The sequence below is a fragment of the Macrococcus hajekii genome, assembly GCF_004359505.1.
Taxonomy (GTDB): Bacteria; Bacillota; Bacilli; order Staphylococcales; family Staphylococcaceae; genus Macrococcus; species Macrococcus hajekii.
In genome coordinates this window covers 820,028-839,042 of sequence record NZ_SCWE01000001.1, presented here as the reverse complement: position 1 = coordinate 839,042, position 19,015 = coordinate 820,028, and the positions used below count along the sequence as shown (strand labels likewise).

Annotated in this window: 21 protein-coding genes; 17 read left to right on the top strand and 4 right to left on the bottom strand. The window is 42.6% G+C overall.

Annotated features, from left to right (window positions below; genetic code table 11):
• The first annotated feature begins 6 nt into the window (after positions 1–6).
• The 3 genes from ERX37_RS04420 to ERX37_RS04410 are packed head-to-tail and all read left to right on the top strand — an operon-like array spanning position 7 to position 3,041.
• Positions 7–1,356, top strand: coding sequence for a cytochrome ubiquinol oxidase subunit I (locus ERX37_RS04420; RefSeq protein ID WP_133429429.1), 1,350 nt, complete (start codon positions 7–9; stop codon positions 1,354–1,356).
• Entirely contained in the window at positions 1,356–2,375 is a 1,020-nt protein-coding gene (locus ERX37_RS04415; protein WP_133429428.1) for a cytochrome d ubiquinol oxidase subunit II, read from the top strand. Before ERX37_RS04420 ends, ERX37_RS04415 begins: the two co-directional genes overlap by 1 nt.
• Positions 2,376–2,378: 3 nt before the next feature.
• Entirely contained in the window at positions 2,379–3,041 is a 663-nt protein-coding gene (locus ERX37_RS04410; RefSeq protein ID WP_133429427.1) for a potassium channel family protein, read from the top strand.
• A gap of 33 nt (positions 3,042–3,074) precedes the next feature.
• On the opposite strand, the gene rnjA is transcribed toward ERX37_RS04410, so the two are convergent.
• Positions 3,075–4,751, bottom strand: coding sequence for a ribonuclease J1 (gene rnjA / locus ERX37_RS04405; RefSeq protein WP_133429426.1), 1,677 nt, complete (start codon positions 4,749–4,751; stop codon positions 3,075–3,077).
• Positions 4,751–4,963, bottom strand: coding sequence for a DNA-dependent RNA polymerase subunit epsilon (locus tag ERX37_RS04400; RefSeq protein WP_133429425.1), 213 nt, complete (start codon positions 4,961–4,963; stop codon positions 4,751–4,753). The genes rnjA and ERX37_RS04400 overlap by 1 nt, the downstream gene beginning before the upstream one ends.
• Before the next feature lie 175 nt (positions 4,964–5,138).
• Here ERX37_RS04400 and ERX37_RS04395 point away from each other — a divergent pair, with 175 nt between their 5' ends.
• Positions 5,139–5,912, top strand: a complete 774-nt coding sequence (locus ERX37_RS04395) for a Cof-type HAD-IIB family hydrolase (protein ID WP_133429424.1) — start codon at positions 5,139–5,141, stop codon at positions 5,910–5,912.
• 54 nt (positions 5,913–5,966) lie between these two features.
• On the opposite strand, the gene def is transcribed toward ERX37_RS04395, so the two are convergent.
• Positions 5,967–6,521, bottom strand: a complete 555-nt coding sequence (def, locus tag ERX37_RS04390) for a peptide deformylase (protein WP_133429423.1) — start codon at positions 6,519–6,521, stop codon at positions 5,967–5,969.
• A 112-nt stretch (positions 6,522–6,633) separates the two neighbouring features.
• On the opposite strand from def, the gene ERX37_RS04385 reads away from it, so the two are divergent.
• The 13 genes from ERX37_RS04385 to ERX37_RS04325 all read left to right on the top strand — a co-directional run bounded on the left by ERX37_RS04385 (position 6,634) and on the right by ERX37_RS04325 (position 18,382).
• Positions 6,634–7,269: a YkyA family protein gene (locus tag ERX37_RS04385; protein ID WP_133429422.1), complete on the top strand. Its 636-nt coding sequence runs from the start codon at positions 6,634–6,636 to the stop codon at positions 7,267–7,269.
• 171 nt (positions 7,270–7,440) lie between these two features.
• On the top strand, positions 7,441–8,556 hold the full coding sequence (pdhA, locus tag ERX37_RS04380; RefSeq protein WP_133429421.1) for a pyruvate dehydrogenase (acetyl-transferring) E1 component subunit alpha: 1,116 nt from the start codon (positions 7,441–7,443) through the stop codon (positions 8,554–8,556).
• Between the two features lie 3 nt (positions 8,557–8,559).
• On the top strand, positions 8,560–9,537 hold the full coding sequence (locus ERX37_RS04375) for an alpha-ketoacid dehydrogenase subunit beta (RefSeq protein ID WP_133429420.1): 978 nt from the start codon (positions 8,560–8,562) through the stop codon (positions 9,535–9,537).
• An 81-nt stretch (positions 9,538–9,618) separates the two neighbouring features.
• The gene (locus ERX37_RS04370; protein ID WP_133429419.1) at positions 9,619–10,917 is read left to right on the top strand and encodes a dihydrolipoamide acetyltransferase family protein; all 1,299 of its coding nucleotides are present in this window, start codon (positions 9,619–9,621) and stop codon (positions 10,915–10,917) included.
• A 3-nt stretch (positions 10,918–10,920) separates the two neighbouring features.
• Positions 10,921–12,327 (top strand): dihydrolipoyl dehydrogenase, encoded by a 1,407-nt coding sequence (lpdA, locus tag ERX37_RS04365; protein ID WP_133429418.1) that lies wholly within the window; start codon positions 10,921–10,923, stop codon positions 12,325–12,327.
• A gap of 66 nt (positions 12,328–12,393) precedes the next feature.
• Positions 12,394–12,681 (top strand): UPF0223 family protein, encoded by a 288-nt coding sequence (locus ERX37_RS04360; protein WP_133429417.1) that lies wholly within the window; start codon positions 12,394–12,396, stop codon positions 12,679–12,681.
• A 103-nt stretch (positions 12,682–12,784) separates the two neighbouring features.
• A complete protein-coding gene (locus ERX37_RS04355; protein WP_133429416.1) occupies positions 12,785–13,327 on the top strand; it encodes a helix-turn-helix domain-containing protein in 543 nt (180 codons plus the stop codon).
• 9 nt (positions 13,328–13,336) lie between these two features.
• The gene (locus ERX37_RS04350) at positions 13,337–14,425 is read left to right on the top strand and encodes an ABC transporter ATP-binding protein (RefSeq protein ID WP_133429415.1); all 1,089 of its coding nucleotides are present in this window, start codon (positions 13,337–13,339) and stop codon (positions 14,423–14,425) included.
• On the top strand, positions 14,422–15,228 hold the full coding sequence (locus ERX37_RS04345) for an ABC transporter permease (protein ID WP_133429414.1): 807 nt from the start codon (positions 14,422–14,424) through the stop codon (positions 15,226–15,228). Before ERX37_RS04350 ends, ERX37_RS04345 begins: the two co-directional genes overlap by 4 nt.
• The gene (locus ERX37_RS04340; protein WP_133429413.1) at positions 15,225–16,028 is read left to right on the top strand and encodes an ABC transporter permease; all 804 of its coding nucleotides are present in this window, start codon (positions 15,225–15,227) and stop codon (positions 16,026–16,028) included. Before ERX37_RS04345 ends, ERX37_RS04340 begins: the two co-directional genes overlap by 4 nt.
• A complete protein-coding gene (locus ERX37_RS04335; RefSeq protein WP_133429412.1) occupies positions 16,025–17,098 on the top strand; it encodes an ABC transporter substrate-binding protein in 1,074 nt (357 codons plus the stop codon). The genes ERX37_RS04340 and ERX37_RS04335 overlap by 4 nt, the downstream gene beginning before the upstream one ends.
• A gap of 61 nt (positions 17,099–17,159) precedes the next feature.
• Positions 17,160–17,936, top strand: a complete 777-nt coding sequence (locus ERX37_RS04330; RefSeq protein WP_133429411.1) for a DUF4064 domain-containing protein — start codon at positions 17,160–17,162, stop codon at positions 17,934–17,936.
• 35 nt (positions 17,937–17,971) lie between these two features.
• Positions 17,972–18,382 carry a hypothetical protein gene (locus ERX37_RS04325; protein WP_133429410.1) on the top strand — a complete coding sequence of 137 codons (411 nt, stop codon included), beginning with the start codon at positions 17,972–17,974 and terminating at the stop codon, positions 18,380–18,382.
• Positions 18,383–18,397: 15 nt separating this feature from the next.
• On the opposite strand, the gene ERX37_RS04320 is transcribed toward ERX37_RS04325, so the two are convergent.
• Positions 18,398–18,988 carry a YktB family protein gene (locus ERX37_RS04320; protein ID WP_373282923.1) on the bottom strand — a complete coding sequence of 197 codons (591 nt, stop codon included), beginning with the start codon at positions 18,986–18,988 and terminating at the stop codon, positions 18,398–18,400.
• Positions 18,989–19,015 lie beyond the last annotated feature (27 nt).

Here is a 19,015-nt window from a genome sequence, read left to right as displayed (position 1 = left end):
ATTTGAATGGATGGTGTTATTATCAGTCGTCTCCTGACCGGGATGACACTTGCGTTTCATATTATATTTGCAACAATCGGGGTGGCACTGCCATTTATGTTCATGATAGCAGAGGGTCTCGGTCTCTATAAGAAAGATCCTGCTTATCTCGCCATGGCAAAACGCTGGGCGAAAGGTTTCACTATTACAGTGGCCGTCGGGGTTGTGACCGGTACGATTATCGGACTGCAGTTATCTCTGCTCTGGCCATCGTTTATGCGTATCGGGGGACAGGTCATTGCGTTGCCCCTGTTCATGGAAACATTCGCATTTTTCTTTGAAGCTATTTTCTTAAGTATTTATCTGTATACGTGGGATCGCTTCAAAAATCGCTGGCTGCACTGGCTGCTCAATATTCCGATCATCATCGGTTCAACGATGAGTGCGCTGTTCATTACAAGTGTCAACTCATTTATGAACACACCTGAAGGATTTGATATGGTGAATGGCCAGCTCGTCAATATCGAACCGGTAGCGGCGATGCTGAATTCTTCATTCTTTGTGCGTGCCTTCCACGTCGTGACGACAGGCGGGATGACGATCGCCTTTATGCTCGCAAGTATTGCAGCTGTTAAATTACTGCGCAACAAGTTCAGCAGCGACCGTGCGTATCATAAGAAAGGTTTGAAAGTCACATTGCTGACAGGGCTGATTTTCAGTCTGTTTGCGATGCTCGCAGGACATGCTTCTGCACAGTTCCTGCATAATGAACAACCTGAGAAACTGGCCGCAATGGAATGGCATTTCGATACAGAAAGCCGCGCTGACCTTGTACTGTTCGGGGTACTCGATGAGGAGAAACAGGAAGTGAAAGGTGCCATTAAAATTCCTGGTATGCTGAGCTTCCTTGCAGATGACCGCTTCGATACTGAAGTAAAAGGTCTGAATGAGATTCCGGAGGACGAGCGTCCACCGCTGATCATCCATTACTTCTTCGACTTGATGGTCTTCTTCGGTGTCTTCTCGTTCGCGATCTCTGTTCTGTACTTCATGCTGAAGAAATTTAAGAAGGACTGGACACATCAACCATTCATGCTCTATATGATCGCCCTGACTGGACCGATGAGTATGCTCGCTATTGAATTCGGCTGGTTCCTCGCTGAGATGGGTCGTCAACCTTGGCTGCTGCGTGGCTACATGAAAGTTGCAGAAGGCGCGACACATGCTGACGGTGTATCACTGACGCTTATTGCATTCGGTCTGCTGTATGCAGTGCTCGGCTTCTCATGTATTTACGTGCTCATCCGTATCTTTAAGGATAAGCCTGCTGTCATTGATATTGAAAATAACCGTGATAATGTAGGAGGGGAAGCGTAATGGATTATCAGCATATTGGGATAGCCGTACTCTGGACTTTCCTGTATGGTTACATTATCGTCGGCGCCATTGACTTCGGCGCAGGATTCTTCATGCTTTTTGCAAAAATAACGAAACAGGATCATATCATCAATGAACTTGTCTCACGTTACTTAAATCCGGTATGGGAAGTCACAAACGTCTTTCTCGTCTTCTTCTTCGTCGGGATCGTCGGTTTCTTCCCGGATACCGCCTATTACTTCGGTTCCACTTTACTGATTCCTGCTTCCGTCGCATTGATTCTGTTATCAATCCGTGGTGCATTCTATGCTTTTGAGACTTACGGTAAAGATACAAAATTCGCCTGGGTTTTCCTCTACGGTATGACTGGCCTGCTGATCCCGGCATCATTTTCAACGGTGCTGTCCATCTCTGAAGGAGGATTCATCGAAGAAACAAAGGAGGGGGTTATCCTCAACTGGTTCGAACTGCTGATGAGTCCTTATGCCTGGGCTGTAGTCTTCTTATCCATTGTGTCAGTGCTGTTTATCTCGTCAGGCTTCCTGACTTACTACGCTCATAAGGCACAGGATACGAATGCCTACGAACTGATGCGCAGATGGTTCCTGATCTGGGCAGGACCGATGATTATCATCTGTCAGTTCGTCTTCCTGAGTTTAAGACAGCATAACCCAGAACATTTTCACGAGGCGACAGCGCACTACTGGTGGCTCTTCGGACTCAGCATCCTATTCTTTATCGGTGCAGTTGCACTGATTCTGATGAGACGCTATCACGGCGTTGCATTTCTGATGATTATGATTCAGTTCGCACTGGCGTTCTTTGGATATGGCATCAGCAAGCTGCCGTATATCCTTTATCCTTACATTGACCTTAACCATGCTGTTGTTAATGATTCCATGGCGCTTGCGCTGGTCATTGTCTTTATTGCAGGTTTACTTTTACTCGTTCCTTCTTTACTATTATTACTGAGATTATTCATTTTTGATGCAGATTATGTCTCAGGAAAACGGAGGTAGAGAATGGAGAAGGAATTTGTAGTGATCGGTCTTGGCCGGTTCGGTGGTAGTATTGTCAAGGAGCTGAATAAGCTCGATATTGATGTTATGGCGATAGATAGTGATGAGGCAAGAGTCAATGAATACGCGGATATTGCGACGCATGCCGTGATTGCTGATACAACAGATGAGACAGTTCTGAAGAGCCTGGGTATCCGCAACTTTGACCACGTGGTAGTCGCAATCGGTGATAATATACAGGCCAGTATATTGACGACACTGATTTTAAAGGATCTCGGCGTGGCGCAGGTCACTGCGAAAGCGCAGAATGATTACCACGCGAAAGTACTCAGTAAGATCGGAGCCGATACGGTCGTCCATCCAGAACGGGATATGGGGCGTCGTATTGCGCATAAGTTATCGAATGCGTCCGTGCTGGACTATCTGGAACTTGCAGATGAGCATTCAATCGTAGAGATTATCGCGGGTCCGACTCTGGAAGGTAGGTCTATCCTAGATCTGGATCTCCGTGCCAACTATGGCTTGAATATTATTGCGATTAAACGCAACAGTCATATTACGGTGTCACCCGATCCTGAGGAGTATATTGAACGTGGTGATATACTGATTGTTATCGGTCATGATAACGACCTCAGCCGCTTTGAAAGTAAGCTCGAAAACAAGTAAAAAAATCGCTGAACAGCTGTTCAGCGATTTTTTTTATTTGTTGACATCCATAATCATCGGCAGAATCATCGGACGTCTGGCAGTCTTATCATAAAGATAAGGCGACAGACTTTCTGAGATTGCATTTTTGATATGGTGCCATTCTACGTTTTCAGTATTGTTCAGTTTTTCGATAACGGTTTTCTTCAGCATACGCTGTGCATCGTAGATCAAGTGTCCTGATTCACGCATATAGACAAAACCGCGTGAGATGATGTCAGGGCCTGATAGAAGCTGTCCCGTACGGAAGTCAATGCTGACGACCACGATGACAAGACCGTCTTCTGATAATATTTTACGGTCTTTAATGACGACGTTACCGATATCACCGATACCACTACCATCAACTAAAATATTACCTGACTGAATTTTGCCCGCATGACGTGCAGAATCTCTTGTCAGGGCCAGTACATCACCGTTCTCGTGAATAAAGACATTGTCAGGATTAACCCCGCAGTCGATACCGAGTTGTCCGTGCAGTTTCTGCATGCGGTATTCACCGTGAATCGGCATAAAGAACTTCGGTTTGATCAGTCGTAACATCAGTTTCTGTTCTTCCTGAGAACCATGACCTGATGTATGGATGTTGGAGAGTTTACCATGGATAACATCAGCACCCGCTTTATAAAGGGCATTGATGGTGCGGTTGACACTCTTCGTATTTCCTGGAATAGGTGAAGAAGAGAAAATAACCGTGTCATCAGGAATGATGCTGACCTGTCTATGGGTACCATTGGCGATACGGGATAGGGCAGCCATTGACTCCCCTTGAGAACCTGTACAGAGAATCAGCAGTTTATGTTTTGGAATACTGTTGATTTTATTCGCTTCAACGAATGTCTCCGGCGGTACTTTGATGTAGCCGAGCTCTGTTCCGATCTTAATATTGTTCTCCATGGAACGTCCGAAAATCACAATCTTGCGGTCGAATTTAACTGCTGCTTCAATCGCCTGCTGAACACGATAAATGTTCGAAGCGAAAGTCGCGAAAATAATCCGGCCCGTACATTTGCGGAAGATCTGTTCAACACTCTGACCGACTGCGCGTTCGCTGATGGTGAAGTTAGGCACTTCAGCATTTGTAGAATCTGACAGCAGACACAGGACCCCTTCTTCGCCCAGTGCAGCCATACGGGCGATATTCGCCGGTTCACCGACAGGCGTGAAGTCGAACTTGAAGTCACCAGTATGAACGATTTTACCTTCCGGCGTGTGAACGACAACGCCGTACGCTTCCGGAATAGAGTGAGTCGTCAAGTAGAATGTGACCTTCAAGTTATCAAATTCAAATACGCTGTCTTCAGTAATTGGATTCAGTGAAGCCGTACGCAGTAAATGATGCTCCTCAAGCTTGTTACGGATAAGACCTAAAGCAAGCGGTCCACCATAAATCGGCACATTAAGCTGTTTTAATAGGAAGGGGACACCGCCGATATGGTCTTCGTGACCGTGGGTGATGAATAAACCCTTGATTTTATGCTGATTCTGAATCAGATAAGTATAGTCTGGAATGACATAGTCGATTCCAAGTAGCTCATCTTCCGGGAATTTAATCCCCGCATCGATGACGATAATTTCATCTTTGTATTCGACTGCATAGGTGTTTTTACCGATTTCGCCCATACCACCCAGCGCGAATACGCCGACTTCATTTTTTTGCAGCAGATTCATTAGAGAGATTCCACCTTAAATTGAGGTGATTTCTCTTCATATGCGAGGTGTGCACCTTCCAGTTTTTGAACGAATTCAATATTGTAAGGGCGATCCAGCAGCGATTTACGGACTTGTTCTTCCGTCTCTGCTTCAACATATTGAACCTTAGTATTTTCGCGAATGATTACTTCGCTCTTGTCTTCCTGATAAAAAACTTTAAAAATTGCCATCTATATAGCCTCCTAAATAATAATTAACATAAACAAGGCCCTAGTTGCGCTAGGGCTCTTCACCGTACAGATTGTATGAGTAACTCCATTTTACATGAAGTTCAGTATGAGTGCAAAGTAAAAACTAGTGTTTGATTAAAAAGTGAGATAAGGTAGAAGGGAAGGAGGGAAGACCGTGACTAAAAAATTAATCTTTTTTGATATCGATGGGACGTTGTACGATCACCATCATCAGATCCCTGAGACGACGCATCAGGCGATTAGAGAGCTGAAAGCAGCGGGTCATATCCTCGCGATTGCTACAGGACGTGCACCTTACGCGATGAAACAAGTGATAGCAGACACTGAAATCCCGAACTTCATTGCTTTTAACGGCCAGTATGTGGTCTACAATGCAGAAGTTATTCATCGCAATCCACTGGACGGCGAAACGCTATCGACTTTACAGCGCATCGCACGTCAACATGATCATCCAATGGTCTTCTTAGGTGAGAAGGAAGCGGTTGCTAATATCCCGCATCATCATCATATCGAGCAGAGTATGGGTTCAATCAAGCTTGACCATCCGCGGTATGAGGATGACTACTTTATGGATCACGCGATCTTTCAGGCACTGATGTTCCATGATGCAGAAGGAGATGCCCTCTATGATGAACAGCATCCACTCGTGAAGTTTTACCGGTGGCATGAATTCAGTCGAGATGTTGTGCCTTCGAATGGCTCTAAAGCAGAAGGTATCAAGAAATTCGCTGAAAAGACGGGTATCCAGCAGGCTGATATTATCGCGATCGGAGATGGCAACAATGACTTCGAAATGATTGACTGGGCTGGCACAGGTATTGCCATGGGAAATGCGGTTCCTGGTCTGAAGGAAATTGCTGACTACGTGACGACAGATGTAGGAGATAACGGCATTATGAATGCCTTCCAGCATCTTAAACTCATTTAAATAATACAAAAGAGGCAGCTGACAATAGCGTCAGCTGCCTCTTTTATATCAGTGTTACTCCACAACCGTTGCATTTGCTTCTGGTGTGAAAGGATCAGCCTGATTGATATGATCATAGAACATAACGCCGTTCAGATGGTCGATTTCGTGCTGGACGACTATCGCTGAGAAGCGGTTGAGTCTGATTTTCACTTCTTCACCGTCCCGGTTGATTGCTTTGACCGTGATACGCGCATAGCGATGGACAAGACCTGGAATGTTTTCGTCCACACTTAGGCAGCCTTCTCCTTGCGGCAAGTAAGCTTTTTCAACGCTATGACTCGCAATCTTAGGATTGAAGAGCTGCAGCGTTACCTCTTTCTCTGCCTGTTCATCATAGAAATGGATGACGATTAATCGCTTCGCTATATTCAGCTGAGGGGCCGCAAGACCGACGCCGCTTCTTAATTTGTATTTTTTTGCGATCTGATCATCCTGACTGTTCTTCAGAAACTCGAGCATATCGTCTGCCAGCTGTTTATCTTCGTCTGATAGCGGCAGAGTGACCTCTTGTGCTTTTTCTCTTAAAGTGGGATGACCATCTCTGATGATATCTTTCATTGTTAACATGTTATCACTCCTTTTTTATAATATAGCAGAGTCTTCGGTCATTCACTATAAACATTGAATCACTATTTAAAAAAGGCTACTATAAATGAGAACATAAAAGGAGGAATAAAATATGAAGAAACTCATCATTGCGGGTCTTTCAGCTGTCATGCTTGCAGGTTGTGGCAACTCGACTGAAAATTTAGGTGATTTCTATAAACAGTATGATCAAGTCAACCAGAAGGAGAAGCCTGTTGTTGAAGTGAATCGTCAGCTGCAGAAACTTGAAACTGAGAAAGTGGAACTGTTCAATAAAATCAGTAAGGCCAAGCAGCAGGATATTAAAGTAATTAACAATAATGCGAAGCAGCTTGAAAAAAATGTACAGGCACGCAGTGAAGCGATCGATAAAGAGATCAAAGCTTATGAGGCGTCTGAAGCGGCCTTCAAAAAAGCGAAAGATCAGGCGAGTGAGATTAAAGATCAGGACCAGAAGAAAGAAGCAGCGGATCTTATTGCAGCATCGGAAGAAAAATATGCTGGCCATGATAAGCTGATGTCAGCCTATAAGGATGTACTGGCTAAAGAAAATGATTTGTTTAAGTATTTGCAGGGTAAAAAACCACAGACGAAAGAAGTCAACAACATGATTGAAAAACTCAACAAGTCGACTGAAAGTTTCCAGAAGGAAATGACCGCCTACAACAAGACAATGCAGAAAGTACAGCAGGAATCAGGCGATATCGTCAAAATTTTGAATGAAAAGTAAGTGTACTATAACAGAGAGCTTATAATCATTAATACAGAATGTTTAAACACTTTGAACTTAGCTTTTAAAGTGTATTTTGTGTAGTGGAATTTTTTTGTTTAACACTAGAACAGTTTTATGTTAGAATGATTCAAGTAAATATAAATAAATCCGAAAGGTTTGGTGAATTGAATGGCTCCGAAGAAACAAGCACCATTCGATGCAGTAGCAGTACTCAATGAAATTGAGTCGAAGTTTGAAGTAGTTCAAGTATTAGATTTAGAAGGTAATGTAATTAATGAACAATATATGCCTGACTTAACTGACGAACAGTTAGTTGAATTAATGGAGAGAATGGTATGGACTCGTGTCCTTGACCAACGTTCTATCTCATTAAACCGTCAAGGTCGTTTAGGTTTCTATGCACCAACAGCTGGTCAGGAAGCTTCACAATTAGCTTCACATTATGCATTAGATAAAGAGGACTGGATTCTTCCAGGTTATCGTGATGTACCTCAGTTAATCTGGCATGGTATGCCGCTTACAGCAGCATTCTTATGGTCACGTGGTCACTTTGCAGGCAGTAAATTTCCAGAAGGTATGAACGCATTGACTCCGCAGATCATTATCGGTGCACAATATGTTCAGACTGCTGGTGTAGCTCTTGGACTGAAGAAAAAAGGCAAACAGAATGTAGCCATTACTTATACAGGTGATGGTGGATCTTCACAAGGTGACTTCTATGAAGGTATCAACTTCGCATCAGCATTCAAGGCACCTGCTATTTTCGTTATCCAGAACAACAACTATGCAATCTCTACACCTCGTGAGAAACAGACAGCTGCTAAAACATTAGCACAAAAAGCAGTAGCAGCAGGTATCCCAGGTATCGTGGTTGACGGTATGGATGCACTTGCAGTTTACTTCGCTACAAAACAAGCGCGTGAGCGTGCGGTTGCTGGTGAAGGTCCTACATTAATTGAGACAATGACTTACCGTTATGGTCCACATACAATGGCAGGGGATGACCCGACTCGTTACAGAACTTCAGATGAAGACGGCGAATGGGTTAAAAAAGATCCATTAGTTCGTTTCCGTAAATTCCTTGAGAACAAAGGACTCTGGACTGAAGAAAAAGAAAACGAAGTAATGGAAAAAGCAAAAGAAGATATCAAAAATGCAATTAAAGAAGCAGATGCTACACCTAAACAGACTGTTTCTCAATTAGCAGAAATCATGTACAGTGGTGAGATGCCTGCTAACTTAAAAGAGCAATATGAAATTTACAAAGAGAAGGAGTCGAAGTAAGTCATGGCACAAATGACGATGATTCAAGCAATAACAAATGCACTTCAAACAGAACTTAAAAATGACGAGAATGTCTTAGTATTTGGCGAAGACGTCGGTGTCAACGGTGGTGTATTCCGTGCGACTGAAGGACTTCAAAAAGAATTCGGTGAAGACCGTGTATTCGATACGCCGCTTGCAGAATCAGGTATCGGTGGTTTAGCAGTTGGTTTATCATTAACGGGCTTCCGTCCAGTTATGGAAATTCAGTTCTTCGGATTCGTGTTCGAAGTATTTGACTCAATCGCTGCACAGCTTGCTCGCCAGAACTTCCGTTCAGGTGGCACTAAGTCTGCGCCGGTTGTTATCCGTTCACCGTTCGGTGGTGGTGTACATACACCAGAACTTCACGCAGATAACTTAGAAGGTCTGATGGCTCAGACACCAGGTGTCAAAGTGGTTATCCCGTCAAATCCATATGATGCTAAAGGTCTTTTAATCTCAGCCATCCGTGACAACGATCCAGTTGTTTACTTAGAGCACATGAAGTTATACCGTTCATTCCGTGCTGAAGTACCTGAAGAGGACTACACAGTAGAAATCGGTAAAGCAGCAGTGGTTCAAGAAGGTACTGATCTTTCAATCATCACTTATGGTGCAATGGTACAGGAATCAGTTAAAGCAGCTGAAGAACTTGCAAAAGACGGTCACTCTGTAGAGGTGATTGACCTACGTACAGTTCAACCGCTTGATATCGAGACAATCATCGCTTCTGTTGAAAAAACGGGACGTGTTGTAGTTGTTCAGGAAGCTCAAAAACAAGCAGGCGTAGGCGCGAACGTTGTATCTGAAATTTCAGAACGCGCTGTTCTTAGCTTAGAAGCACCGATCGCTCGTGTATCTGCAGCTGATACTGCTTATCCATTCACTCAAGCTGAGAATGTATGGTTACCTAATAAAGACGGTATCATTGAAGCAGCGAAACGTACTTTAGAATTTTAATAAAAATTGATGATGACATGAGAGGTGCAGAAAGCACCTTTCACTGATTCACTAATATAGATAATCTAGGAGGAACTTATAGTGGCATTTGAATTTAAATTACCGGCGCTTGGTGAAGGTATTTTCGAAGGTGAAATCGTTAAGTGGTTTTTCAAAGCTGGCGATACAGTGAATGAAGATGATATTTTATGTGAAGTACAAAATGATAAATCAGTAGTTGAGATTCCATCTCCAGTATCAGGTACGGTTGAAGAAGTCGTAGTTGAAGAAGGTACGGTAGCCAATCTTGGTGACGTTATCATTAAAATCGATTCTCCTGATGCACCGGCTTCAGATTCACACGGTGAAGAAGCAGCACAAGAAGAACCTAAACAAGAAGAAGCTAAAACAGAAGCACCAGTTGCAGCAGCAAATGAAGCAGCATCTGACGCTGAAGTTGACGAAAATCGTCGTGTCATCGCAATGCCATCAGTGCGTAAATTCGCTCGAGAACAAGGCGTTAACATCAAAGCCGTTCAAGGTACAGGTAAAAATGGTCGCGTCTTAAGAGAAGATATCGAAGCATACAAAAATGGTGGCCAAGCTCAAGCAACTACAGAAGTTGCAGAAGCTCCAGCTCAGGCAGCTACAGAAAGTGCAGCATCTAATGCACAACCAGTGGCAGCACCAGAAGGCGACTTCCCAGAAACACGCGAAAAAATTCCTGCAATGCGTAAAGCAATCGCTAAAGCGATGGTTAACTCTAAACACACTGCACCACACGTAACATTAATGGATGAAGTGGAAGTTCAGGCATTATGGGATCACCGTAAAAAATTCAAAGAAGTGGCAGCTGAACAAGGGACTAAATTAACATTCTTACCATACGTTGTTAAAGCATTAGTATCAGCACTTAAAGCATACCCAGCGCTTAACACTTCACTTGATGATGTCACTGAAGAAGTCGTTCATAAACATTACTACAACATCGGTATCGCAGCGGATACAGAACGTGGATTACTCGTACCTGTTGTTAAAAATGCTGACCGTAAATCAATCTTCAGCATCTCTGATGAAATCAATGAGTTAGCTGTAAAAGCACGTGACGGTAAACTGGCACCTGCTGAAATGAAAGGTGCTTCATGTACAATCAGTAACATCGGTTCTGCCGGCGGACAATGGTTCACACCAGTTATCAACCACCCAGAAGTTGCAATCTTAGGTATCGGCCGTATCGCTCAGAAACCGATTGTTAAAGATGGCGAAATTATCGCAGCTCCAGTCTTAGCATTATCACTCAGCTTTGACCACCGTCAAATCGACGGCGCAACTGGACAAGCAGCTATGAACCACATCAAACGTTTATTAAATAATCCAGAATTATTATTAATGGAGGGGTAAAAAATGGTAGTTGGAGATTTTCCTATTGAAACAGACACTATTGTAATTGGCGCAGGTCCTGGAGGTTATGTTGCAGCAATCCGTGCAGCACAACTGGGACAAAAAGTAACAATCGTTGAGAAAGGGGCTCTTGGCGGCGTATGTCTTAACGTCGGCTGTATCCCATCAAAAGCATTACTTGCAGCATCTCACCGTTATGAAGTGGCTAAACATTCAGAAGATATGGGTATCACTGCTGAAGGTGTTAAAGTTGACTTCTCAAAAGTACAAGAATTCAAAAACAGTGTTGTTAACAAATTAACAGGCGGTGTGGGTTCTTTACTTAAAGGTCGTAAAGTTGAAATTGCTGAAGGTGAAGCTTACTTCGTTGATGCAAACAACTTAAAAGTAATGACTGATAAAGCATCACAAACTTACACATTCAAAAACGCGATTATCGCAACAGGTTCTCGTCCGATTGAAATTCCTAACTTCAAATTTGGTAAACGTGTCATCGATTCAACTGGCGCTCTTGCTTTACCAGAAGTTCCTAAAAAATTAATCGTTGTCGGTGGCGGTTATATCGGTTCTGAATTAGGTACTGCATATGCTAACTTCGGTACAGAAGTCACTATTTTAGAAGGCACTAAAGATATCTTAGGCGGCTTCGAAAAACAAATGACTCAAATCGTTAAAAAAGGCTTAAAAGCTAAAGGCGTTGAAATCGTTACTGAAGCAATGGCTAAATCTGCTGAGGAAACTGAAAACGGCGTGACAGTGACTTACGAATCTAAAGGCGAAACTAAAACTGTTGAAGCTGATTACTGCTTAGTTACAGTAGGTCGTCGTCCAAATACAAATGATATCGGTCTTGAAGAACTTGGCGTTAAATTAACTGATCGCGGATTAGTTGAAGTAGACAAACAAGGTCGCTCTTCAGTAGACAATATTTTTGCTATCGGTGATATCGTTGCTGGACCACCACTTGCTCATAAAGCATCTTATGAAGCTAAAATTGCTGCTGAAGCGATTGCCGGCGAAAAATCAGAAGTGGATTACTTAGGTATCCCGGCTGTATGTTTCACTGAGCCTGAACTTGCAACAGTAGGTTACACTGAAGCAATGGCGAAAGAAGAAGGACTTAAATATAAAGCTTCTAAATTCCCATTCGCAGCTAACGGCCGTGCATTATCAATCAATGCATCTGAAGGTTTCGTTAAATTAATCTCTCTTGAAGAAGATGGATTATTAATCGGTGCTCAAGTTGCCGGCTCTGGTGCATCTGACATCATTGCAGAACTTGGTCTTGCAATTGAAACAGGTATGACAGCTGAAGATATGGCGATGACTATCCACGCTCACCCAACATTAGGTGAGATCTCAATGGAAGCAGCGGAAGTTGCATTAGGTCACCCTATCCACACAATGTAATACTTTTCAATAATAATCAAAAACGCTATTCTTATTATAGAATAGCGTTTTTTTATGGAGGTTAAGATGGAATATAGTTATCCGCTCGATTTAAGCTGGACACCTGATGAGATGGTCGCTGTCGTAGATTTTCTTGCAGCTATCGAAAAAAGTTATGAAAGCAAAATTGATACAGATGAATTGAAACAGAAGTATGACCGCTTTAAGCAGGTTTGCCCTGGTAAGGCAGAAGAGAATAATATTTATAAGGATTTTAAGAAGGTGTCAGGTTATGATGGTTATCCGGTTATCAAGAAGATGAAAGAACAGCTGACAGCAGGAAAAAGTCAGGCTATTTCAATGGAAAAATTATAGTGAATTTCCCCCTTCGTATTGTTTACTTTACTTATTTTTGTTAAATTGTAAGTATTGCTATTAAACAATTTGTTTATTATTTATAAACAGAAGGGGGTTAGTCATGGACATCGGAAAAAAGATCAAAGATTTACGCCGTCAGAAGAATCTGACTCAGGAAGAACTCGGTGAACGAACTGACTTATCCAAAGGCTATATTTCACAGCTGGAGCGAAATTTAAGTTCTCCGTCTATGGAGACTTTTTTTAATATTCTTGAAGTACTGGGCGTAAAGCCGGCCGATTTCTTTAATGAGAAATCATACCAGCAGCAGATTCATTACCCGTTATCAGAGCAGACACTTTACGATGAGTATGATAACGGCTACTTGATCAACTGGCTTGTGCCGCACTCCAATGATTATGATATGGAGCCGGTTATCATTACGTTGAAACCGGGCGCTGAATATAAGAAATTTGAGCCTTCTTTATCGGAGAGTTTTATGTATGTACTTGAAGGGCAGGCTTCTATTAAAATAGGCCGTAAAGAATATCAGGCTGAACAGTATGAATGTTTTTATTTCAAAGCGAATGAATCGCATCAGCTCTTCAACAGACAGCAGCATGAAGCAAAAATATTGATTGTAGCTACGGAATCGTATTTATAGGAGGACTATATGGATAAATTTATAGCATTTAATAATGTATCAAAAGTATATGATGATAATCCCGTGCTGAAAGATATCAACTTCGAAATTGAGCAGGGAAAATTCTACACATTACTTGGCCCGTCAGGATGCGGGAAGACAACGATTCTTCGGCTGATCGCAGGTTTTGAAAGCCCGACAGCAGGAGAAATTTATTTTGAGGGCCGGCGCATTAACGAAGTGCCAGCCAATAAAAGACAGGTCAATACTGTTTTCCAGGACTATGCACTGTTTCCGCATCTGGATGTCTTTGAGAATGTAGCATTTGGTCTGCATATTAAGAAGCTGGATAAAGCAACGATTCGCTCCAAAGTACTCGATGCGCTGAAGCTTGTAAAACTTGAAGGTTATGAGAAGCGACGTATTTCTGAGATGAGTGGTGGACAGCGTCAGCGTGTCGCTATCGCTCGCGCTGTTGTCAATGAACCGGAAGTTATTTTGCTGGATGAGCCGCTCAGTGCACTGGATCTGAAGCTGCGTACAGAGATGCAGTACGAACTGCGTGAACTGCAGCAGCGGCTCGGCATCACCTTTATCTTTGTCACTCATGACCAGGAAGAAGCGCTCGCGATGAGTGACTATATCTTCGTCATGCGTGATGGATATATCGAGCAGAGCGGTACACCCCATGATATATACGATGAACCGGTCAATCGTTACGTTGCGGACTTTATCGGTGAGTCCAATATTGTACCCGGTCGTATGGTACGTGATTATGTCGTTGAAATCTACGGTAAGGAATACGCGTGTGTCGATAAAGGATTCAAACCGAATGCAGAAGTCGATGTCATGATCAGACCAGAAGATTTAGCAGTCACTTCCGCTGAAGCAGGTAAACTACAGGCACGAGTAGACTCTCAGCTGTTCCGCGGTGTCCATTATGAAATCTGTCTGTATGATGGGGAAGGCAATGAATGGATCTGTCATTCAACAGTACCTGCTGTTGTCGGTGAAGTAGTCGGCCTTACATTCAGTGAGGAAGCGATCCATATTATGCTGCCAGGAGAGACAGAAGACGAATTTGACGCGCGTATTGAGTCGTATGAGGTACAGCAATGAGACAGGCAAAAAAATATTTTCTGATTCCTTATCTGATATGGATTATCTTTTTTATCCTGTTGCCGCTTGTGCTGATCTTCTATTCAAGTTTCCTCGATATTGAAGGGAAGTTTACGCTCAGCAACTACCGCCATTTCTTCTCGGTGACATATCTGCAGATGACATTGACGTCTTTTATTTATGCCTTTATTATTACGCTGTTCTGTCTGCTGATTGCTTATCCGGTGGCACTTGCCATTCGCAATACACGCAATAAGCAGTTCTGGCTGCTGCTGATTATTTTACCGACGTGGATCAACCTGCTGCTGAAGACATATGCCTTTATCGGCATACTCAGCAAGGAGGGGACGGTTAATGACATTCTATCCTTTATGCACTTGCCGAACGCGCAGCTGTTATTTACGAGCACTGCCTTTATTATCGTCTCCATCTATATTTATATTCCATTTATGATTCTGCCGATTTTCAACAGTATGGATGCGATACCTGAGAATCTTCTGCAGGCATCCCGTGACCTCGGTGCTGATAGATGGACGACATTCAGAAAAGTCATTATGCCGCTATCATGGGAAGGGGTAAAGACAGGTATTCAGATTACATTCATCCCGGCGCTCAGTCTGTTTATGATTACACGTCTGATAGCAGGTAATAAGGTAGTCAATTTAGGGACAGCTATTGAGGAGCAGTTCCTGGTGACGCAGAATTACGGCATGGGTTCCACTATTGCGGTCTTCCTGATTCTGGCGATGGCCCTTGTTATGATTCTGACGAAAGAAAGTGAAAGTGAGGGTAGAAATCGATGAGATTACAATCTAAAATTGTTCTGGCGATTACGATGTTGATCCTTTATTTTCCGATTCTCTTCCTGATGATCTATTCCTTTAATTCAGCCGGCAATATGAATCATTTCGAAGGTTTTACGCTTGACCATTACAAAGCTGTATTCGAAAATAAGCGGCTGATGGTCATCATTATGAACACGATTGCTGTGGCTCTGATTGCCGCCAGTATTTCTACATTGATCGGTGTATTCGGTGCGCTTGCTATACATTATATGCGTAACAAGCAGCTGAAAATCGGTTTGCTGACTTTGAACAATATTCTGATGGTCAGTTCCGATGTCGTCATCGGGTCATCATTCCTGATTTTATTTACAATCGTGGGACATTACACAGGTATGGGACTTGGTTTCTGGTCTGTTCTGATTTCGCATATTGCATTCTGTGTGCCGATCGTTGTACTGATGGTGCTGCCGAAGCTCTATGATATGAATGAATCGCTGATTAACGCAGCGACAGATTTAGGTGCCTCAACTTACCAGACGTTATCAAGAGTTGTCATCCCGCAGCTGATGCCAGGCGCCATCGCAGGTTTCTTTATGGCACTGACTTATTCACTGGATGATTTCACTGTCAGCTTTTTCGTAACAGGAAATGGTTTCAGTGTCTTATCTGTTGAAATCTATTCGATGGCACGTAAAGGTATCTCGATGGAGATCAATGCAATATCAACACTTCTTTTCTTAGTGGTGATGCTGATTATCGCTGTCTACTACTTCATGACGAATAAGAGAGAAAATAAACGGAGAGGAGCAGTACGATGAGAAGATTATTACAATTAGTAGGTGTATCTCTGCTCATTGCAGTGCTGCTTCTCGTATCAACACGCTTTATCGATCCACCGCCCGAAGCGGGCAAAGGGAATGTCCTCTATGTTTATAACTGGGGGGAATACATTGATCCAGATCTGCTGAAAAAGTTTGAAAAAGAAACAGGCATACGTGTCATCTATGAAACATTTGATTCCAATGAATCCATGCTGGCTAAAATTAAAAATGGAGGCACACATTATGATATCGCTGTGCCGAGTGAGTATGCGATTCAGAAGCTGAAAAAAGAACAGCTGCTGATTCCGATTGACCATGATAAATTACCGAACTTAAAGAATATCGACTCGGACTTTCTTGATAAGGATTTTGATTCCGGTAATCAATACTCAATTCCATATTTCTGGGGCACAGTAGGTATTCTCTTTAACCCGGAGGCAACAAAAGGCATTGATTTCTCATCGTGGGACAGTCTGTGGGATAAACGACTGAAAAACGATGTGCTGATAGTCGACGGTGCACGTGAAGGGATGGGTCTGTCGCTCAACAGTATGGGTCATTCATTGAACTCAAAAGATTCGGAAAAGCTCGCTGCTGCTGAAGCAAAACTGAAGAAGATGGCACCGAACGTCAGGGGAGTCGTCGGCGATGAAATCAATACGATGATGGTTCAGAAGGAAGCAAATGTGGCAGTGGTCTGGAGCGGCATGGGTGCAGATATTATGACGGAGAATGAGAATCTGGACTTCGTAGTACCAGAGGAAGGTTCTAATCTCTGGTTCGATAATATTGTTATCCCTAAGACCGCGCAGAACGTTGAAGGCGCACACCAATTCATCAACTTCCTGCTCGATGCAGAGAATGGTAAGCAGAACACTGAATGGGTCGGCTATGCGACGCCTAATAAGGCGAGTTATGCACTGCTTGATAAAGAGACACGTGAAGATGAACGCTTCTATCCGGATTCTGCAGTACGTTCTAAGCTTGAAGTATATGAAGATCTGGGACCTGAGAAGATTGCCGAATATAATGAACGCTTCCTCAGATTCAAGATGAGCCTTAAATAATATGATTAACACTAATTGATTAGGGTAATTGATTAGTAAATAAATTTAAGGAGATGAAACTATGGCGAGAAGAGAGTACACACAGACAGTTAAACCAGTCAGCCGTATTGCTGAAAAAATCTTTGGCTGGCTAGCGTGGTTATCATTATTAGGTCTTATTGGTTTTACACTTTATTCATTACTTGTTTCAGGTAATGACCCGAACTTTACTAAAGAAATGGAACGTCAGTTAACTGAGAATCCGGAGATGTCTCAAATTCGTGAGATGATGGCTCAGAACAATATGACAGTACCTGAGTTTGTCAGCTGGGTGATGAAATTTGCCTGGGGCGTACTTGCTTACTTAGCATTACCGCTTATTTTAGGTCTGATTGGACTTCTGACAATGAAGAAAAGGATTCTGTCAGGGATTATGTTGTTATTAGCAGGTCTTTTAACTGCACCGTTATTTGCAACATTTATCTTATTCTGGATTCCATTATTCTTCCTGATTGCTGCTATCCTGATGTTTGCGCGTAAGGATAAAGTAATTAAAAATGAAGACTACTACCACGACCACGACACAGTATCATACGACCGTGAACGTACTGCAGAACCTGTATATGTGGACCGCGACGAAAATATCGAACGTGAACGTTACACATATGAACCAAATGAAAAAGCAGAACGTCCGGCTGATATGGAACCGCACGTAACTGAAGAGCGTACGATTGATCATGATGACACTGTGACTTATAACCGTTCAACTGATGACCGCGTTAAATATGTTGATAAGACAGTAGATGCAACTGAAGAGCGTCGTCAAAATTATAATGATCGCATGAATAATCGTGACTAAAAAAGAGCTGAAAAGCTCTTTTTTTGTAAACTTAAATGAAAAAATTAGTCATTGCGGCTTTAATCATTACCTCAGTAGCTCTGCTCTTCCCACTGAGAATGATGATTCTGTCATTTGATACGCATTTTGTCACTGAATTTATGAGTGGCTGGAATCATCGCATACGTGAAATGATTCAGTCAGAACAGATTTCCTATTCACAAGGTATGCTGCTGATTTTTAATGAGGATATAGTCGTCAGCGTGATAAGACGAGCAGTCTATGTGCTGACTGTCTGGCTGTTAAGTATTATCATACTCATGATCGGCAGTCTAAATGTTAACCGCACGGTATGGATTAATGGACTATTGATAATGGCCCTTCTTCTTTCGCTGCCACTCGTCATAGTGCCTCTGTTATTAGTGATCGCTGTTATATTATTCAACTATAAAAAAGGTTTCTCGTGAGAAACCTTTTTTATTTTACTGGAGTTCTATTAATTTCATAAACGTATCTTCTACTTCTTTTATAAATGATTCATCAGATTTAAGGGCAGGGTGCTCAGGAAAATAAATTTTACCGAACAGAAGCTCGCCTTTTTTTATATTTTTCAGACGCTGAATATTTTCTTCCAGTCTGTCTGATTCAATTGTTTCACTAGCTTCCTTCATATGGTCACGCTTCATAATGAAGTCATCGAACGCAAGAATCGTTTCTTTTTTCTTGGACAATGTATCAGCAACGCGCGCTTTTTCAGGCGATTCATAGATGACACCGTAAAGGACAAATACATGTGAGCCGAACAAACCAATCTGAAAGTGCGGCAGCATCTTATAACCGCGCTTATTCGTTGAAAATGCAACCCATGTATCATGCGGTGGATTCGTCGTACGTCGCAAATGTTTGGCGACATGCGCATAATATGTGTCGTCAGTGTGAGCAGTCAGAAAATCACTGAAGTATTCGCCGAGATGCTCAAGTTTTGGTCGAGTCGTCTTCTTAAGTGCAGTCATTCGGTTGTCGAGACCTTCAATTTGAAAGACTGCAAAATCTTGCTGTGTAAAATGATACATAAAAATCCTCCTTCTGTTAACTATAGC

What these genes read in the sequence shown, in the direction of transcription:
- ERX37_RS04420 (WP_133429429.1), top strand. Translation starts at nt 7, where the DNA reads ATGGATGGTGTTATTATCAGTCGTCTCCTGACCGGGATGACACTTGCG.
- ERX37_RS04415 (WP_133429428.1), top strand. Translation starts at nt 1,356, where the DNA reads ATGGATTATCAGCATATTGGGATAGCCGTACTCTGGACTTTCCTGTAT.
- ERX37_RS04410 (WP_133429427.1), top strand. Translation starts at nt 2,379, where the DNA reads ATGGAGAAGGAATTTGTAGTGATCGGTCTTGGCCGGTTCGGTGGTAGT.
- rnjA (WP_133429426.1), bottom strand. Translation starts at nt 4,751, where the DNA reads ATGAATCTGCTGCAAAAAAATGAAGTCGGCGTATTCGCGCTGGGTGGT.
- ERX37_RS04400 (WP_133429425.1), bottom strand. Translation starts at nt 4,963, where the DNA reads ATGGCAATTTTTAAAGTTTTTTATCAGGAAGACAAGAGCGAAGTAATC.
- def (WP_133429423.1), bottom strand. Translation starts at nt 6,521, where the DNA reads ATGTTAACAATGAAAGATATCATCAGAGATGGTCATCCCACTTTAAGA.
- ERX37_RS04385 (WP_133429422.1), top strand. Translation starts at nt 6,634, where the DNA reads ATGAAGAAACTCATCATTGCGGGTCTTTCAGCTGTCATGCTTGCAGGT.
- pdhA (WP_133429421.1), top strand. Translation starts at nt 7,441, where the DNA reads ATGGCTCCGAAGAAACAAGCACCATTCGATGCAGTAGCAGTACTCAAT.
- ERX37_RS04375 (WP_133429420.1), top strand. Translation starts at nt 8,560, where the DNA reads ATGGCACAAATGACGATGATTCAAGCAATAACAAATGCACTTCAAACA.
- lpdA (WP_133429418.1), top strand. Translation starts at nt 10,921, where the DNA reads ATGGTAGTTGGAGATTTTCCTATTGAAACAGACACTATTGTAATTGGC.
- ERX37_RS04360 (WP_133429417.1), top strand. Translation starts at nt 12,394, where the DNA reads ATGGAATATAGTTATCCGCTCGATTTAAGCTGGACACCTGATGAGATG.
- ERX37_RS04355 (WP_133429416.1), top strand. Translation starts at nt 12,785, where the DNA reads ATGGACATCGGAAAAAAGATCAAAGATTTACGCCGTCAGAAGAATCTG.
- ERX37_RS04350 (WP_133429415.1), top strand. Translation starts at nt 13,337, where the DNA reads ATGGATAAATTTATAGCATTTAATAATGTATCAAAAGTATATGATGAT.
- ERX37_RS04345 (WP_133429414.1), top strand. Translation starts at nt 14,422, where the DNA reads ATGAGACAGGCAAAAAAATATTTTCTGATTCCTTATCTGATATGGATT.
- ERX37_RS04340 (WP_133429413.1), top strand. Translation starts at nt 15,225, where the DNA reads ATGAGATTACAATCTAAAATTGTTCTGGCGATTACGATGTTGATCCTT.
- ERX37_RS04335 (WP_133429412.1), top strand. Translation starts at nt 16,025, where the DNA reads ATGAGAAGATTATTACAATTAGTAGGTGTATCTCTGCTCATTGCAGTG.
- ERX37_RS04330 (WP_133429411.1), top strand. Translation starts at nt 17,160, where the DNA reads ATGGCGAGAAGAGAGTACACACAGACAGTTAAACCAGTCAGCCGTATT.
- ERX37_RS04325 (WP_133429410.1), top strand. Translation starts at nt 17,972, where the DNA reads ATGAAAAAATTAGTCATTGCGGCTTTAATCATTACCTCAGTAGCTCTG.
- ERX37_RS04320 (WP_373282923.1), bottom strand. Translation starts at nt 18,988, where the DNA reads ATGTATCATTTTACACAGCAAGATTTTGCAGTCTTTCAAATTGAAGGT.